Annotated in this window: 13 protein-coding genes; 12 read left to right on the top strand and 1 reads right to left on the bottom strand. The window is 53.6% G+C overall.

All coding sequences use genetic code 11. From position 1 onward, the window contains the following. Positions 1-12: 12 nt before the first annotated feature. The 9 genes from ACWJJK_RS13310 to ACWJJK_RS13270 are packed head-to-tail and all read left to right on the top strand — an operon-like array spanning position 13 to position 12,080. Positions 13-1,035, top strand: coding sequence for a FemAB family XrtA/PEP-CTERM system-associated protein (locus ACWJJK_RS13310; RefSeq protein WP_156881044.1), 1,023 nt, complete (start codon positions 13-15; stop codon positions 1,033-1,035). Between the two features lie 17 nt (positions 1,036-1,052). After that, positions 1,053-2,249: a TIGR03087 family PEP-CTERM/XrtA system glycosyltransferase gene (locus ACWJJK_RS13305; protein WP_156881043.1), complete on the top strand. Its 1,197-nt coding sequence runs from the start codon at positions 1,053-1,055 to the stop codon at positions 2,247-2,249. Then, positions 2,246-3,823 carry an exosortase A gene (xrtA, locus tag ACWJJK_RS13300; protein WP_454128163.1) on the top strand — a complete coding sequence of 526 codons (1,578 nt, stop codon included), beginning with the start codon at positions 2,246-2,248 and terminating at the stop codon, positions 3,821-3,823. Before ACWJJK_RS13305 ends, xrtA begins: the two co-directional genes overlap by 4 nt. A 4-nt stretch (positions 3,824-3,827) precedes the next feature. Beyond that, a complete protein-coding gene (locus ACWJJK_RS13295; protein ID WP_454128162.1) occupies positions 3,828-4,970 on the top strand; it encodes a TIGR03088 family PEP-CTERM/XrtA system glycosyltransferase in 1,143 nt (380 codons plus the stop codon). Positions 4,971-4,982: 12 nt separating this feature from the next. Continuing rightward, on the top strand, positions 4,983-6,875 hold the full coding sequence (locus ACWJJK_RS13290; RefSeq protein WP_077730088.1) for an XrtA/PEP-CTERM system amidotransferase: 1,893 nt from the start codon (positions 4,983-4,985) through the stop codon (positions 6,873-6,875). Positions 6,876-6,896: 21 nt separating this feature from the next. After that, entirely contained in the window at positions 6,897-8,108 is a 1,212-nt protein-coding gene (locus tag ACWJJK_RS13285; protein ID WP_086135606.1) for a TIGR04063 family PEP-CTERM/XrtA system glycosyltransferase, read from the top strand. A gap of 2 nt (positions 8,109-8,110) precedes the next feature. Then, positions 8,111-9,946 carry an asparagine synthetase B family protein gene (locus ACWJJK_RS13280; protein WP_077730090.1) on the top strand — a complete coding sequence of 612 codons (1,836 nt, stop codon included), beginning with the start codon at positions 8,111-8,113 and terminating at the stop codon, positions 9,944-9,946. 16 nt (positions 9,947-9,962) lie between these two features. After that, positions 9,963-10,919: a polysaccharide deacetylase family protein gene (locus ACWJJK_RS13275; RefSeq protein WP_454128161.1), complete on the top strand. Its 957-nt coding sequence runs from the start codon at positions 9,963-9,965 to the stop codon at positions 10,917-10,919. Then, entirely contained in the window at positions 10,920-12,080 is a 1,161-nt protein-coding gene (locus ACWJJK_RS13270; protein WP_454128160.1) for a glycosyltransferase family 4 protein, read from the top strand. 620 nt (positions 12,081-12,700) lie between these two features. On the opposite strand, the gene ACWJJK_RS13265 is transcribed toward ACWJJK_RS13270, so the two are convergent. Continuing rightward, on the bottom strand, positions 12,701-13,414 hold the full coding sequence (locus ACWJJK_RS13265) for a tetratricopeptide repeat protein (RefSeq protein WP_454128159.1): 714 nt from the start codon (positions 13,412-13,414) through the stop codon (positions 12,701-12,703). 745 nt (positions 13,415-14,159) lie between these two features. Here ACWJJK_RS13265 and ACWJJK_RS13260 point away from each other — a divergent pair. The 3 genes from ACWJJK_RS13260 (at position 14,160) to ACWJJK_RS13250 (ending at position 17,028) form a co-directional block, all read left to right on the top strand. Further along, complete coding sequence (locus ACWJJK_RS13260; RefSeq protein WP_156881038.1) at positions 14,160-15,107, top strand: glycosyltransferase family 2 protein; 948 nt, start codon at positions 14,160-14,162, stop codon at positions 15,105-15,107. After that, positions 15,107-15,760, top strand: a complete 654-nt coding sequence (locus ACWJJK_RS13255; protein WP_077730094.1) for a class I SAM-dependent methyltransferase — start codon at positions 15,107-15,109, stop codon at positions 15,758-15,760. Before ACWJJK_RS13260 ends, ACWJJK_RS13255 begins: the two co-directional genes overlap by 1 nt. 290 nt (positions 15,761-16,050) lie before the next feature. Beyond that, positions 16,051-17,028 carry a glycosyltransferase family 2 protein gene (locus tag ACWJJK_RS13250; RefSeq protein ID WP_156881037.1) on the top strand — a complete coding sequence of 326 codons (978 nt, stop codon included), beginning with the start codon at positions 16,051-16,053 and terminating at the stop codon, positions 17,026-17,028. The last annotated feature ends 2 nt before the right edge of the window (positions 17,029-17,030 follow it).

The raw sequence follows: 17,030 nt of genomic DNA, 5'->3' as shown, positions 1-17,030 counted from the left end.
CCGAAATCTTGCATGGAAATTAAGCGATTAGACGGCAGCCGCAAGTCTGACTGGGATGCATTCGTAAATAACTGTACCGAGGCGAGTTTTTTTCATCTCGCCGGTTGGCAAGACATCATCGAACGCGCCTTCGGCCATGAAACCCACTATCTCTTTGCGGAAGAAGAGGGTCGGATCGTCGGGGTATTGCCGCTCGGCCACGTGAAAAGCTTTCTATTCGGTAATGCGCTGATATCGAACCCGTTTTGCGTGTATGGCGGCGCCGCGACCGAATCCGATGCAGCGCGTACAGCCCTGGAGCAGGCAGCCTGCGATCTTGCACGGGAACTCGAGGTGGATTATCTGGAGCTTCGCAATCAAAAACCGCACGGATCCGGGCGGCCGACCAAATCGCTCTATGTCACGTTCCGGAAAGCTCTGGATCCCGATCCCGAGAAGAATCTCGCGGCCGTTCCGCGTAAACAGCGCGCGATGATCCGAAAGGGCATTGCCGCCGGCTTAAGCAGCATCATCGATCCCGGTGTGGACCGGTTTTTCGGAGCCTATGCCGAGAGCGTCCGCAATCTCGGAACACCGGTATTTTCAAAACGCTATTTCGCAATCTTGAAGGACGTATTCGGCGATTCTTGCGAAATCCTCAGCATCGAGCACCAAGGGCGCGTTATCGCCAGCGTGATGAGTTTCTATTTTCGCGATGAGGTGCTCCCGTATTATGGCGGCGGAACCGAAGAAGCCAGGGATCTCAAGGGTAACGATTTCATGTACTGGGAGGTCATGCGGCGGGCGACGGAAAAAGACGTGCGGGTATTCGACTACGGTAGAAGCAAAGAAGGTACCGGCTCGTACCGATTCAAGACGCACTGGGGCTTCGAGCCCGAACCATTGGCTTACGAGTACGAGTTGGTGAAAGCGAAGGCGGTACCCGAGATAAATCCGCTCAATCCGAAATTTCGATATTTCATCGCTGCATGGCAGCGTCTGCCTTTGCCGGTCAGCAATCTGGTGGGCCCCTGGATCTCCCGCAACCTCGGCTGAACGTTACGGCACCGCCTATGAAGGAGATTTTGCTCCTCGCCCACAGGATTCCCTACCCGCCGAATAAAGGGGACAAGATACGATCCTTTCACTTGCTCAAATATTTATCGGAGTCGTACCGCGTTCATCTCGGCGCGTTCGTGGACGATCCGAACGACTGGCGTTACGCATCCGATGTAAGAAATTTTTGCGGGGAAGCGTGTCTGCTTGCGCTGCACCCAGGACGCGCCAAACTCAAGAGCCTCAAGGGATTAGCGGTCGGACTCCCTTTAACCGTGCCTTATTATTCCGACGCTCGCATGAGCGCTTGGGTAGCCGGTATTTTGAAGCAGCGCTCCATTCATGCGGTCTTGGTGTTTTCGTCGGCGATGGCCCAATATGTGGTAGAGCATGCGTCGGTGCCGCGGATCATCGATTTCGTCGATGTCGATTCCGACAAATGGCGGCAATATGCAACCCAAAAAACCTGGCCGATGAATTGGGTTTACCGGCGGGAGGCGGCGTATTTGGCGCGCTATGACCGCAAGATCGCGAATTCGTTTAGCTGTTCTCTCTTCGTGTCGGAAAACGAGGCGAGCTTGTTCAAAGGCCTTGCTCCAGAAGTGAAAGAGCGGATTATGAGTATCGAGAACGGTGTCGACACGGCTTATTTTTCGGATCAAGCAGACTACGCCAATCCTTACGCGCCCGGCGAGCATGTCATGGTATTCACCGGAGCTATGGATTATTGGGCCAACATCGACGCGGTCACTTGGTTTGCGCGCGATATATTTCCGGAAATTCGCCGCCAGATGGATACGGCGCGCTTTTACATCGTTGGTGCGCGCCCGACCGAGGCGGTCCGGAACCTCGCTCGCATCGAGGGCGTTGCAGTAACCGGTGCGGTTGAGGATGTGCGGCCTTTCCTGAAGCATGCGCGTTGTGCGGTTACGCCCTTGAGAATCGCACGAGGAATTCAGAACAAAGTGCTGGAGGCCATGGCGATGGGGAAATCCATCGTCTCCACTGGGGCGGCGATCGAAGGCATCGAAATCCAAAAACCTCTGGATCTTCTCGTTGCGGAGACTCACGGGGAGTGGGCGGACACCGTCTCGAAGGCGCTTTGCGCCGACTCGCTGCCGTTTAAGTCCGAGAGAAACCGGGAGTTCGTTGTGCAGCGATACGGCTGGGCGAACAGTCTTCGCCGTCTGGGGGCGGTGCTGGAAGCAATATGAAAATGAGTGTTGAAGCTTTGGCCGGCTCGCAACAAATCAATACGCCGGATTCGGCCGCCGAATGGCCCGCGGCATTATGGTTGACGAGCGTCGCCGTTCTGGCCTTGCTGGGAATTTATCATTCCACGTTCGCATCGATGGTCGCCATCTGGTGGCGTTCGGAGACTTTCGCGCATGGTTTCATCATTTTTCCGGTGAGCATCTGGCTCATCTGGCGGGAGCGGTGCGAACTAGCCCGGATAATCCCGTACCCGGACTATCGGGCCTTGCCGCTTTTGATTTCTCTTGGATTCGCATGGCTCGCGGCGCGGCTCGTCGACGTCCTCGTGATTGAGCAATTGATGTTGATCGGCATGATTCCAGTATTGATCTGGCTGCTTCTGGGCTGGACCGTGCTGACCAAATTGGCGTTTCCCCTTGGGTTCCTGCTATTCGCCGTACCGACCGGCGAGGCGCTTGTTCCGATTTTGATGGAGTTTACCGCCGACTTCACGGTTAAGATGCTCCAGATCACCCGTATTCCGGTTTACCGGGAAGGGACTTTTTTCAGCATACCCAGCGGCGATTGGTCGGTCGTCGAAGCCTGCAGCGGCATACGCTACCTGATCGCCTCGATTACACTCGGTTTCCTTTATGCCTATTTGAGCTACCGCTCGATGGTTCGCAGAATGGCATTCATCGTGCTGGCCCTATGTTTTCCGATAATTGCCAATGGATTGCGAGCCTACATGATCGTGATGATAGGCCATCTGAGCGGAATGAAGCTCGCGGTAGGCGTAGACCATGTGATCTATGGGTGGATATTTTTCGGTATCGTCATGCTATTCATGTTTTGGATCGGCTCGTTTTGGACCGAACCTCCGCAGAGGAGCGCCGAGTTGCCGTCTTTTACGACAAAAATTCCGGAGCGTCGTGCTAATGCCGTTCGCCTTGCAGCAACTGTCGGCATAGCTTTGGTCATTTCGGTATTCTGGCCGGCTCGAGCAGCCTACATCGATTCGCTGGCTGATCACATAGCTGCATCCGTGAAGGTCGAGCTGCCACAGGCAGCCGGTTTTTGGCAAACTGCCGAGGCCTTCACGGAATGGGAGCCTTCCTACGTAGGGCCGAATGCCAAAGCCAAGGCGTTTTATCGCAGTGGCGCCGACACAGTCGGCCTATACGTGATGTATTACCGCCATCAAAAACAAGGCGGCGAACTTATCAATTCGCAAAACGTTCTCGTTTCCCCCGAAGACCGGCAGGTCTGGAAGATGCCCGAAGAAAAGCCGATGAAAGCCCGGCTGAACGGTGCTCCCGGCACAGTCCTGCAAGGACGGCTTCATTCACCCACGCAGCGATTGCTGACCTGGCGCTGGAACCGGATATCGGGACGGTATACGACAAACGACTATATCGGGAAATTGCTCGAAGCCAAGGACAAGCTTTTGGGCGCTGTGAAGGACGGTGCGGCTGTGATCCTCGTTACACCGTATGAAGATGATGTCCGGACGGCTTCCGAGGTGTTGCAGCGTTTCGTCGATGAGATGTTGCCGTCGGTCGATCGTAATCTGAACGATGCGGCCCAATCGTAACCCGATGAAGTCGCCGCTGGTCGCGCATATCATCTACCGCTTGGGTGTCGGCGGCTTGGAAAACGGCCTGGTGAATCTGATAAACCGGACACCGCCGGACCGTTACCGACACGCTGTTATCTGTCTTAAGGATGCGACCGACTTCAGGCAGCGTGTTGCCGGAGACGTTCCAGTTTATGAGCTAAACCGGAGCGAGGGCCAGGATTTTAAGGTTTACGCGCGGGTTTACCGGTTGCTGTGCCAGCTCAGACCGGCCATCGTGCATACCCGCAACCTCGCGGCATTGGAGTGTCAAATGCCCTCCTGGTTCGCGGGCACTCCGGTGCGGGTACACGGCGAACACGGGTGGGATGTGTTCGATCCGGACGGAACGAACCGCAAGTATCAGTGGCTGCGACGATTCTTGAAGCCGCTTGTGCATCGTTACGTCCCATTATCGTGCCATCTGGAATCTTATCTCCGGGAAAAGATCAGGGTTCCCGAAAAGAAGATGGCCCGTATCTGCAACGGTGTCGACACATCGGTATTTCATCCGGCGCCGGACGGCAAGCCTTCGATAGCGGATTGCCCATTTCAAAGCCGAGAGGGGCAAATACTGATCGGCACGGTGGGTCGCATGCACGGTGTCAAGGATCAGCTCACTCTGGTAAAAGCCTTCATAGGTTTGCTCGAATGGCGGCCCGAACTTCGTGCGAAACTGCGCTTGCTCCTCGTGGGGGATGGACCTTTGCGCGAACAAGCACGGCAAATGCTGGAATCGGCAGCCTTGGAGCGTTTGGCCTGGCTGCCCGGTGAGCGTTCCGACATCGCCGACATCCTGCGCGGCTTGGATATCTTCGTACTCCCCTCCCGGGCAGAGGGCATATCGAACACGATCCTAGAGGCGATGGCTTCCGGCTTGCCGGTCATCGCTACCGAGGTCGGCGGTAACCCGGAACTGGTCGTGAACGGCGTTACCGGAATGTTGGTGCCCAAGGAAGATCCCGGCGCGATGACAACCGCGTTAGAAACCTATCTGAACGATCCGGGGATGATCACAGCTCACGGAACTGCGGGGCAAAAGCGCGTGGTCGAATCGTTCAGTTTGGACGGAATGGTCAGCCGTTATCTCGCCCTTTATGACGAATTATTGAATACAAGGCATTGAGGAACTAACAGTATGTGTGGAATCGTTGGCATCTTCGACAGGTTCGGGCGGGAAGAGATCGACCGCGAACTGCTCGGACGCATGAACGAAAGCCAATACCATAGAGGTCCCGACGAAGGTGGCCTGCATACTGAGCCGGGACTCGGATTCGGTCACAGGCGACTTTCCATCATCGATCTTTCGAACGGGCAACAGCCGCTTTTCAATAAAGACAAAAGCGTTGTCGCCACTTATAACGGCGAAATCTATAACTTTCAGGATATACGCGCCGAGTTGGAGACCCTCGGTTACCAATTCGAGACTCACTGCGATACGGAAGTCATCGTCTACGCCTGGGAGGCTTGGGGCGAGTCCTGCGTGGACCGGTTTCGCGGCATGTTCGCGTTCGCCATTTGGGACCGTCCGCGCGAGACGCTGTTCCTGGCTCGGGACCGGTTAGGCGTGAAACCGCTTTATTATGCCGATCTCCCCAACGGCAAATTTGTCTTCGGCTCGGAATTGAAAGCTTTGCTGTTCCATCCGGACGTGCCGCGGAAAATCGACCCCACCGCGGTAGAAGATTATTTCGCCTATGGCTATGTGCCCGACCCGAAAAGCATCTTTAGCGGCGTCCAGAAACTGGCTCCGGGCTTTCGTCTGACACTCAAGCGCGGCGAGCCGAAGTGCCGGCCGGAATGCTACTGGGATGTACCGTTCGTGCCGGACGGCAGCATGACCGAAGGACATGCGCGGGAAGAGCTTATCAACCGTTTGCAAGAAGCTGTCCGTATACGGCTGGTGGCCGACGTTCCTCTGGGAGCTTTTTTGTCCGGAGGGGTCGATTCGAGTGCCGTCGTGGCCATGATGGCGGGCTTATCCGCCGATCCGGTCAATACCTGCTCGATCTCTTTCGGCGATCCCGCGTTCAACGAGGCGCGGTATGCGGAGATGGTGGCGGAACGTTATCGCACACGTCATCGTGTGAAACAGGTCGATCCGGACGATTTCTCGTTGATCGACCGGCTTGCAGGGTTGTACGACGAGCCCTATGCCGACAGCTCGGCGCTGCCGACCTATCGCGTGTGCGAATTGGCGCGCCAGGAGGTTACGGTGGCGCTGTCGGGAGATGGGGGCGACGAAAATTTGGCCGGTTATCGCCGCTATCGCTGGCACACGTATGAGGAGAGAATTCGTTCGTTTTTGCCGCTAGGCGTTCGCCGTCCGCTGTTCGGGCTGCTCGGCCGGGTTTATCCCAAAGCCGATTGGGCGCCGAAAGTTTTTCGGGCCAAAACCACCTTCGAGTCCTTAGCCCGCGACTCGGTCGAAGGCTACTTCCATACGGTTTCGGTTCTGCCGGACAGCTTGCGTCAGGGAAAGATCTTCAGCGCCGGGTTCAAGCGCAGTCTTCAAGGCTATCAGGCTGTCGAAGTGCTCCGCCATCACGCCGAGTCGGCTCCGACTCGGCACCCGTTGTCGCTGGTGCAGTACTTGGACATGAAAACCTACCTGCCCGGGGACATCCTCACGAAAGTCGACCGGGCCAGCATGGCTCACGCCTTGGAAGTTCGCGTGCCGCTGCTGGACCACAAGCTCGTCGAATGGATTTCGGGACTCCCACCCGATCTCAAGCTTAGAGGCAGGGAGGGAAAATATGTATTCAAGAAGTCGATGGAACCTCACTTGCCGGACGACATTCTTTACCGCCCAAAAATGGGATTCGCCGTGCCATTGGCTGCTTGGTTCAGAGGGCCGCTCAGACAAAGGATCCGCGATGCCGTACTGGGATCGGCCATGGCGGAATCGGGCGTGTTCGAGATGGATTTTCTCAAGACTATGCTCGACCAGCACCAGTCGGGTTTGCGCGATTACAGCGCAGGCTTATGGTCGCTGTTGATGTACGAATCCTTCCTACGCCGATACGCCTGACCAAGTTAATAAAAGGCAGCCATGCGTATTCTTCATATACTTGATCATTCGATCCCATTACATAGCGGCTACACGTTCAGAACGCGCGCTATCTTGGAGCACCAGCGCGCTCTGGGCTTCGAAACCTTTCACATCACCTCGGCGAAGCAAAAGGGACCCGACGTGCTGGTTGAGGAAGTGGACGGTTTTCGTTTTTACCGAACGGCCCAACCAAAAAGTTTTTTTTCCACCCTGCCTGTGCTGAACCAATTTTCAATCATCAACAGTCTGGCGGAACGAGTCGGCGAAGCCGTGGAAGAAGTCAAACCCGATATCATCCACGCCCATTCGCCCGTATTGAACGGATTGGCAGCTTTGCGCGTGGCGCAATGGTTTTCCCTTCCCGTCGTGTACGAATGTCGAGCCTTCTGGGAAGATGCCGCAGTCGACCACAGGACATGCCGAGAGGGAGGTTTGCGCTACCGCGTAACCCGGTCGCTCGAGACTTACGTCTTCAGAAGGGCCAATGCAGTAACGACGATCTGCGAAGGACTCAAGAGAGACATCGTCGAAAGAGGCATTCCCGAGCAAAACGTTACGGTCATACCCAATGCCGTCGATATTAACCGCTTTTCCCTGAGCGGTCCGGCAGACGCAGAGTTGAAGAAGCAGCTGGGGTTAGAGGAAAACCTCGTTCTCGGGTTTATCGGGTCGTTCTACGCGTACGAGGGCCTGATGTTGCTGCTGGAGGCTCTGCTTAGAATTCTCGAAGTCAATCCCGAGGTTCGGCTTCTCTTGGTGGGCGGCGGTCCCCAGGAGAATCTGCTCAAGCAGCGCGCACAAGAGCTCGGGTTATCCCAGAAAGTGATCTTTTCCGGTCGCGTTCCCCATGATCAGGTTCAGAAGTATTACGACCAGGTGGATCTGTTCGTATATCCCCGCATGTCCATGCGCTTGACCGAGTTGGTTACTCCATTGAAGCCGCTGGAAGCCCTGGCTCACGGAAAATTGGTCATCGCGTCCGATGTGGGCGGTCATCGGGAATTGATTCGGCACGGAGAGACCGGATGGTTATTCAAGGCGGGCGATCCGGGCGCCTTGGCCGACATGGTGGTAAGCGCGCTGAATCGCCGGGACGAGTGGTCACGGTTTAGAGTCGCCGGACGGGAATACGTGGAGCGAGAACGCACTTGGGCGCACAGCGTTTCGCGCTATAAGCCGATTTATGAAAGCCTGCTGAACCGGAGTAACTGATCATGCAGGACATGCTGGGTTGGTATCAGGTACCCGCAGATCAGGAAACTACTGCGGATTTTCTCAAGAGCTTCCGGGACCGTAGCGGTCGACCCGATTCGGTCCGTGCCGTGATCGGCGAAAGGGCGGGCTGCGTGGGACCTAAAGCGTCGCTCTATCAATCGAGTGACGGCTCGATCACGACGGTCGTCAGCGGTCGGCCTTACTGGACCAATCGGCGCTATGCGCAAATGGCGACGGATAACGGCATGGCCCAGTCGGTTGCGGAAGCGTATCGTGCCGACCCTGAAGGGTTTCTCGGAGACCTGCGAGGGAGTTTCGTGCTCGCCGTCATCGACGTTAACGCGCAGAGCGTAATGCTGGCGCTTGACCGCATCGGACAGCGCCACCTTTTTTATGCCGTTACGCCGGCAGGGCTGGTGTTCGGGACTCGCGCGGATGATCTGGTCCGTCATCCCGGCGTGAATACTGAGCTCTCTCTGCAAGCGCTGTTCGATTACGTCTATTTCCATCACTGTCCGAGTCCCGGCTCCATTTATGCGAAAGTCTACAAACTCGAGGGAGGCGAGTGCCTCGTTTGGCGCGACGGTTCGGTGAGCCGCCGCTATTATTGGCTGCCCGAATTCAGGGAGGACAGCGATGCCGCTGTCGAGCGCGAAGGAACAAAACTTTTGGAACTTCTTACCGAGGCGGTGCGGCGGGAAACGCACGGCGCGTCCAAGATCGGCGCTTTCCTGAGCGGCGGACTCGACAGTTCTACGGTCTCCGGGCTATTGGCTCGAGAGAGCGAAGGTGAGGCCGATACGTTTTCCATCGGTTTTCCCGTCGAAGGCTATGACGAAATCGCCTATGCGCGCACCGCCGCCAAACATTTCAATACCCGTCAGCACGAATACTATTTGACGCCGGCTGATGCGGTGACCGCCATCCCCTTGGTGGCTGCGGCATGCGACGAGCCTTTCGGCAACTCATCGGCCTTGCCGGCCTACTTTTGCGCAAAGCTGGCGCGCGAGCATGGCGTGGATCGCTTATTGGGTGGCGATGGCGGTGATGAGCTTTTCGCCGGTAACGAGCGTTATGCCAAGCAACTGCTGTTCGAATATTTCTGGAAAGTGCCTTCTCCGTTGAGGAAGACGTTCGAGTTCGCTTTGAATCGAATCCCGCCGGCTTTGCAGAAAGGCATCGTCCGAAAAGCCGGGCGTTACGTCGAGCAAGCCGGGACACCGCTGCCGGATCGGCTACAGGATTACAATTTCCTGCACCGCCACGATGTGAATGAGATATTCCATCCGGATCTCCTGGCATCGATCGATGTCGGCGCGCCTCTGTCGATCCAGCAAGCATGTTACCGCAGGCCAAAAGAAGCCTCTCCGCTTAACCGGATGCTTTATCTGGATTGGAAAATCACGCTGCATGACAATGACTTGGTCAAGGTCAACCGGATGTGCGAGCTGGCAGGGGTCGAGGTGGCCTATCCCATGCTGGACGATGCCGTGATCGAGCTGTCTTGCAGGATTCCGTCTAAAACCAAGCTGAAGGCCAATAACCTGAGATGGTTCTACAAACGGGCAATGCACGGATTTCTGCCGGCCGAGATCATCAACAAATCGAAACACGGTTTCGGTCTGCCTTTCGGCATCTGGCTGCAGAATCATGAGGAGCTCAAAGCGCTTGCCTACGGCAGCATTCAGCAACTCAAAGGGCGCGGCTATTTCCGGGCGGAATTCCTGGATCACGCTATCGCCATGCACCAGTCGGTTCACGCCGCCTACTACGGCGAACTGATTTGGGTGCTGATGATGCTGGAACAGTGGTTCCAAACCCATGCCATCCGTTAATCCAGCAATGGAAAACATGACGCTCGGCCTGCTCAAGGCAGCCGGCGGCTTTATGTGCGGTTTCGGGCAAAAGCGCAAGGTTTCGATCCTGATCTACCACCGCGTGTTGAGCGAACCGGATTTCATGCGCCGGGACGAAATCGATGCACACACCTTCGGTTGGCAAATGGAGCTTCTCGCGCGTAACTTCAACGTGTTGCCGTTGGCGGAAGCATTGGACCGCCTGCGCCTTGGCGATCTGCCGCCTAGAGCCGTGTGCATCACGTTCGACGACGGCTATGCGGATAACGCAACGCTGGCGCTCTCCATTCTTCAGCGCTGGAATCTGCCGGCTACCTTTTTTATCGCGACCGGATTTCTCGACGGCGGACGCATGTGGAATGACACCGTGCTCGAATCGGTCCGCGTACTGGATGATGAACGCCTGGATCTTTCTTCGATAGGGCAGGGTGTCCACCCGATTGCGACGCCCGAGGACAAAGCCCGAACCGGCCACGAGCTGCTAAACCGGCTGAAGCACCTGCCCACCCGTCAAAGGGCGGAATACGTCGACCACATTGCTTCTCTGGCGGGCAATTTGCCGGACAACTTGATGATGTCCTCTTCGCAAGTCAAGGCGATGCACGCTCACGGCATGGAAATCGGCGGGCACACGGTCAATCATCCGATTCTGGCCAATTTGTCCGAAGATGAAGCTCGAAGCGAAATCGGAGAAGGAAAGGCTGCGCTCGAAGCCATTATCCAGGAGAAGATTCGCTTCTTTGCCTATCCGAACGGCAAGCCCGTCAAGGACTACAAGCGGGATCAGATCGCAATCGTTCGGGACTTGGGATTTCAGGCGGCGGCCTCCACCACTCGGGGAGTTGCGGATAGCAGAAGCGATATCTGGCAGTTGCCGAGGTTTACGCCCTGGGATCGTTCGCCGGCGAAGTTCATGGCCAGACTGATCGCCAATTTTTCGCGAGCCGCTTGAATGCTATTGTCGAAAAAAGCGGCAGGTTCGAACTCGAATCATCCTGCTCCAGAGGAAAATACCCTGCGCGTCGGCCTAGTGGGTCCCTTGCCGCCTCCCTCGGGCGGCATGGCGAATCAGACCCGCCAGCTCATGGAATTGCTCGTTTCGCGCGGTATCGCCGTTACCCTCGTGCGGGTGAATGAACCCTATCGCCCCGCCTGGGTGGGAAAGCTTAAGGGCATTCGAGCCGTCCCGCGTTTAATGGCTTATATAGCCCGACTCCGGCGTGTAGCGAGACAGGTTGACGTGTTGCACGTCATGGCGAATTCCGGATGGTCATGGCATTTGTTCGCCGCTCCCGCGTTGTGGATCGCGTGGCTGAACAAGGTTCCCGTCGTCCTCAACTATCGAGGGGGAGAGGCCGAGCGTTTCTTCGTTCGTTCGATGCGTTGGATCAGGCCCAGCCTCGAAAAAGCGAGCCTAATTGCGGTGCCGTCCGGGTTCTTGCAGGCAGTATTCGGACGCTTTGGCTTCGATACGACCGTCGTGCCCAATATCGTCGATTTGAAGCGGTTTAGGCCGAAATCCGAATTGTCTCCTCTCCACACGCAAAGGCCGCACGTCGTCATTGCGCGAAATTTGGAACCGATCTATGGACTCACGACCGCGCTCCGCGCGTTCGCTTTGTTGCTGCGAGAAAAGCCAGGGGCGCGCCTTTCCATTGCAGGTTCAGGTCCGCAACGACAGGAATTGAAAGATTTAGCGTTAGCGCTAGGGATCGGCCAAAACGTGACCTTCACCGGACGCTTGAGTCCGGATGAAATGGCCGAACTTTACCGGCAGGCAGACGTGATGCTGAATCCGACCACCGTCGATAACATGCCCAATTCCATTCTCGAGGGGATGGCGTCGGGTTTGCCGATCGTCAGCACCCATGTTGGGGGCGTGCCTTACATGGTTGAGCATGAGAAGACGGCATTGTTGGTTCCACCCGAGGATCCGGATGCCATGTCTGAACAGTTAGTCCGGGTAACCTCGGATATGGCGCTTTACAAAAGCCTCGCGGAAAACGGCTTGGCAGAAGTGACCCGATACGGAATAGACGCGATCGTACCGGAATGGGTGCGTATCTATTGTGCCTTGGCTGGTTATGACTCTGCCCTATCTGAAAGCTGGTAAATCATTGGCTTGGTTCTAAGCTACGGCTGAATGTATGCCTACTGACTTTTTTTGCCAGCCTGTAAGGCTCTATCGCGAGTAATTCCAAATCGCTTTCAATCAGGCATTCATTTTGTAGGATGGGTAGAGCGAAGCGAAACCCATCGATGGTGGGTTAGGCGCACATCAGCACTGATCGACCGCCGATCACTGTGCTTCGCGTGCGCCGTAACCCACCAAGCGACCTTCAATCGGTGGCTTACGCGGAGCCTGTCCTGAGCCCTTCGACGATGCTCAGGACAGGCTTGTCGAAGGGCCTGTCCCGAGCGGAGACTAGAGCATTGTCCGACTCGGTGTCAGGAAGCCCGATATGTAGGTCGGCAATCCCTTGCCGACTTATCGGCTCGGCAAAGGACTTTGTGGGAAGGGTCGCGACTAAAGCGATTTGCGATTGGGAAGGGATTGCCGACCTACATTCTTCCCGCCCGACACGAAGCCGTACACCGGGATGAAAAACACTCTAGGGGCTAACCTACCCTACGATTCATGTTCACTCGAATACCGAATGGAGTAAGACCGCGAAACCGGCGGGTTACGGCACGCGGGGAATCGCGCGGCCCTGAATTATCCGAGACGAATCCTCATTTCGGCCGCTCCCCATTTTTTGGTTGCGTTGAAGTCGAGCCTACTGCCTTGGACCGCTTCAACAGCAATTTCGAATTCGGAATATAGCGTAATCCCAACTGTATTACTTCCTTGGCCGCATCCTGTTGTCCGGCTTTTTCGTATAAATCAGCGAGCACGATATAGGCCCTTTCATATTTCGGTTTTAGCTGGAGGGCCTTCCGCAGGTCCTTGAACGCATCGCCCGGCTTTTGCATCATGGCAAACGTTTTTCCACGGGTGGTCAACATCTCGGGGAGCAGGGGGAACGTGTTCGGCACCCTTGTGATGGTGTAGGTGAAATCATTGATAGCCGCTGTGAGATAGCCCTCACGATCCTTGGCACGGAAGTCCCGATAGTAGCGGTTAATGTAATTCAGGCCCCAGCAGTAGTGATGGACATGGCCATAACCTTCTCCGACGATACTCTGCCAGTGGCGGTGCTCGTTTCGTCTTTGTTGTTCCGATTTGGGGATCACATGTTGCGAGTCCGTGTGCATCTGAGCCTGACAGTAGGGCGGAAGCATGCCGATTTCCTGCTGCGTAGGACTGCCGCTGTTCCACGCCGAGCCCTCACCGGAATAAAGAAATGCGGCCAGAAGGGAAAGCTTGATCCACCAGGAAGATTGCCTCATGCCGATAACCTTTTTTGGAAAATGTTCATTAATGGGAAACCAGGAATTCTTATCCATCGACGCCGATCCGCCGGCACGAGGTATCAGTACAGTGACCCCGTCCATGAAATCATGATCGGGCAGAACGCCGATGTTCCGGAACCGAATCGGAAAGTTCGCGAGAGGATTTTTTACGTCTTCCCCAATGCACCTTGCAAGTTTTCGTCATTTTATATTATTACGCTTCGTGCCAAACCTGCGGCGTGAGCGAAATAGCCTTGGACGGAAATAGAAAAGCGGGATAGGGCACCACCCGGGCAGGCAAGACGCGGCTCCCAAACGATAAGCATCGGACCCATAGAGGGTCGTGGTGCAAAGTCCCTTGGCGACTCCGGCGCTCCCAGAGACGCGATCTGCGATGGGAAGGGTCACGATTGATGCAGTTCCGCTCGTTCACCGCATCCTACGGTTATATAGCCTTTTTGAAGATTTCCATTATTGCACTTCCCTGTTTTTATTTATTTAAAGCGCACTGTGTTCCGAATAATCTGAGGACATTGAGCTTTGGTTTCGAAAAAAAAGTGCATTTGTTTCGTTCATCACCTTGCTTTCACCCTTGGTATATTCGCTACATGCAAATTTTTACCGTCTTGAACCTCGTACAGACAGAGTTGCATTTATTAGTTGCATTCAGTGCATTGCCAGATTGGATCATATCATTGATTCTCTTTAATTATCCAATCGTTCAGAATGCCCTATTTAAAAAAACATGGTCAGATATAGTTCGGATTCTTAATATACCTATCAATATCAGGAGAAAAATTTGAGCAATATTTATGTTGTAATAGTAACTTTCAACGGTCAACAATGGATACGCCGTGCATTATCGTCATTGCGAAACAGTACGGAACAGAGCCAAGTTATCGTGGTGGACAATGCCTCAACGGATTCGACCGTTCATGTCGTCCAAGAAGAATATCCAGAAGTTGAGGTATTGAGTCTTCCGGAAAATAAAGGCTTTGGAGTCGGGAACAACATCGGAATTTCTCGTGCGCTTTCTAAGAATGCCGAATACATATTTTTGCTAAACCAGGACGCTTACGTAGCGCCAGATGCGATACGCAAGTTGGCAAATTTTCTTTCAGATAATGTCGAGTTTGGCCTGGCAACGCCTTTACATTGCAGTCCGGATTTGAAGAGAGTAGATATTAAGACTCAACGAAATTATCTTAATCGCTTTGCCGTGGAATATCTTTCCGATGCATGTATCGGAATCAAAAAAGACTATTATAAGATTAAGGGTATTAATGCTGCGGCATGGATGGTCAGAGCTTCCGCGTTTATGAAGGTAGGCGGATTTGATCCGTTGTTTTTTATGTATGGGGAAGACGATGATTTAATTAACCGATTTTCATTTCATAACTGTAGTTTTGCACTGATTCCGGATGCACGGATCGTGCATCTAAGAGAGTCGCCGCCTTCAACCTCTTCTTCGTATTGGGAATCAGTTGAGAAGATGTCTGAGCGTGAGCGCTCGAGTATCCTTGTCGATTTAAAAGCTCCACTGGTGAGCTTTTCTTATATGTTGTCTTTACTTTTATCTAAAGGTATTGTCAGACCGTTAGCAGACTACATTGTTAATCATGATGGTAAATTATTAATTGCTTATTTATTGGCGACAGTTAGGCTTCTTCAAGAGCTTCCAACGATCAAAAAGCATGGTAAACAATGTGAAAGTAAAGGTCCTCATTTTTTGGGGGTAGAACAATAATGGATGGTTTCAATAAATCATATACGGGACTCAGGCTGGATTTGCTCAGGCATGTGAAGGGTAATAATCTTTCAATACTCGATATAGGCTGTGCTACCGGAGCGAATGCTGAATTTTTAAGGAATCAAAAAGTGGGAAGTTACTTCGAGGGTATTGAAATAGATTCGGAAATGGCAGCCTTGGCTAAGCAGAACATGGATAAAGTGATCGTCGGCGATATTGAAGAGGTTTCCGTTTTTGATCAGATATCGGAAAGGAGCTTTGATGTCATATTGATTGGAGATGTCTTGGAGCACTTAAGGAATCCTTGGCGTATTCTCGGCGAATTGGCAACGAAGCTTAAATCTCAAGGAATAGTTATCTTTTCAGTACCAAATATTAGGCATATAGATGTTTTTATACATGTCTTTTTAAAAGGTTATTGGCCTTACAATGAAAGAGGTATATTTGATAAGACCCATATTCGTATGTTTACAAAGCATAATATTTTGGAGTTGATTGATTTCGCTAATCTTTCTTTAATTGATATCGATAGGAACTATCGTTATCGTGACGCGATAGGTAGTAAATTTCCGTTTTATGGTGGCGTGTTAAAAGCATTGTTTCCCGATCTTTATACTTTTCAATTTGTCGTTGTATGTGAAAAGCGATAGAAAGTATGGGCGAATTTGGACAGCGAAAGTGCCCAAGGAAGGTGGACAGTCTACGCGGTACCCGGAGGTCTGGTGGGTGAACACGACGCTATACGACGAGATGACGGCCCTGAAATTCTACCGCCAATCGCCAATAATCGGTGGCTCGTTTGTGACTGCTTTGAGTCGGTCATCGCAATGAAAGGCAAAGATCCATATTTTTGGCGATACGTGCTTTCGGTTCCGGGATCGGCATTCCAAAGTCTTACAAGACGCTCCTGATAACATAAAAATCAAAAGCATACTCAGTCATGAATACTAGCAAGCCTTTTTTTTCAATCATCGTTCCGACCCGGAATAGAGGTCAGGAGCTAAAAAACTGCCTGGACGGAATCTGGCAACAAACATACGCCGATTACGAAGTGCTGGTTTTGGATGACGGATCATCCCAATCCATTCGAGACGGCCATCAAGCGTTGCTTGGTCAATACGATCAACGCTATCGCTGGCACGCGATCAATGCCGCGGGGACCGGAGGCTCGGGGCCATCGACCGTTAGAAACATCGGTTTAAGCCATGCGCAGGGGCAGTATGTTGCCTTTTGCGACGACGACGATTGCTGGCACGGAACCGACCATTTGGCCGTTGCCGCGGAGGTGTTAAAAGAACAAGGCGAGCGAGTTTATATCGCTGGCTTACAAATTAAAAATGAACAGAATCAGGTCATCATGGAACGGCATATGACCCAGGTGCAGCGCCATTTAGAGAATGCTGAAAAACTTGGAAACCACGAGGTTTATCGCTTATCCCTAGAACAAATCCTGTCCTATCCGGATTACGCCCATCTGGACAGCATTATCCTCGCAACGGACCTGTTAGATGAGTTGGAAGGATTTTGGGAACATACTCGCTTTGCCGAGGATGTCGATTTGTTCGTCAGGGCTTGCGAGCGTTCCGGTTCGGTACTCTATCGGCCGGAAATCTGCGTAACCCACTTTGCTCCTGAAAAGCGTCAGGGCGAATCGGTCTCCAATAAGATGAGTCTACGCGACCGACGCTTGCTGGAGATGAGCGTCTACCAACGCTTGCTATTGATCTGCAAGGCGAAACCCGCGCTTGATTATGTCCGAGTTAGCCTGGCGAATACCCAAAAAATGCTAACCGGGGAGTTATTGGCCGAAAATCGCAAAATCTCGGCAGGCTGTTTCGCGCGGTCGGCTTTCGCGGTCTTTCCGACCCTGAAATGGGGGCTTTACAGCCTTGGGCTGTCCTTCAAATCGATACGGTAACC

The sequence above is a fragment of the Methylocaldum gracile genome, from assembly GCF_053646815.1.
The sequence above is the reverse complement of the archived record's forward strand: the minus strand, read 5'-3'. Positions and strand labels throughout refer to the sequence as shown.

Excerpts from the sequence above, each read along its gene's own strand:
- ACWJJK_RS13250 (WP_156881037.1), top strand. The coding sequence starts at position 16,051 with ATGAATACTAGCAAGCCTTTTTTTTCAATCATCGTTCCGACCCGGAAT.
- ACWJJK_RS13305 (WP_156881043.1), top strand. The coding sequence starts at position 1,053 with ATGAAGGAGATTTTGCTCCTCGCCCACAGGATTCCCTACCCGCCGAAT.
- ACWJJK_RS13295 (WP_454128162.1), top strand. The coding sequence starts at position 3,828 with ATGAAGTCGCCGCTGGTCGCGCATATCATCTACCGCTTGGGTGTCGGC.
- ACWJJK_RS13310 (WP_156881044.1), top strand. The coding sequence starts at position 13 with ATGGAAATTAAGCGATTAGACGGCAGCCGCAAGTCTGACTGGGATGCA.
- ACWJJK_RS13275 (WP_454128161.1), top strand. The coding sequence starts at position 9,963 with ATGACGCTCGGCCTGCTCAAGGCAGCCGGCGGCTTTATGTGCGGTTTC.
- xrtA (WP_454128163.1), top strand. The coding sequence starts at position 2,246 with ATGAAAATGAGTGTTGAAGCTTTGGCCGGCTCGCAACAAATCAATACG.
- ACWJJK_RS13265 (WP_454128159.1), bottom strand. The coding sequence starts at position 13,414 with ATGGATAAGAATTCCTGGTTTCCCATTAATGAACATTTTCCAAAAAAG.
- ACWJJK_RS13290 (WP_077730088.1), top strand. The coding sequence starts at position 4,983 with ATGTGTGGAATCGTTGGCATCTTCGACAGGTTCGGGCGGGAAGAGATC.
- ACWJJK_RS13255 (WP_077730094.1), top strand. The coding sequence starts at position 15,107 with ATGGATGGTTTCAATAAATCATATACGGGACTCAGGCTGGATTTGCTC.
- ACWJJK_RS13280 (WP_077730090.1), top strand. The coding sequence starts at position 8,111 with ATGCAGGACATGCTGGGTTGGTATCAGGTACCCGCAGATCAGGAAACT.
- ACWJJK_RS13285 (WP_086135606.1), top strand. The coding sequence starts at position 6,897 with ATGCGTATTCTTCATATACTTGATCATTCGATCCCATTACATAGCGGC.
- ACWJJK_RS13270 (WP_454128160.1), top strand. The coding sequence starts at position 10,920 with ATGCTATTGTCGAAAAAAGCGGCAGGTTCGAACTCGAATCATCCTGCT.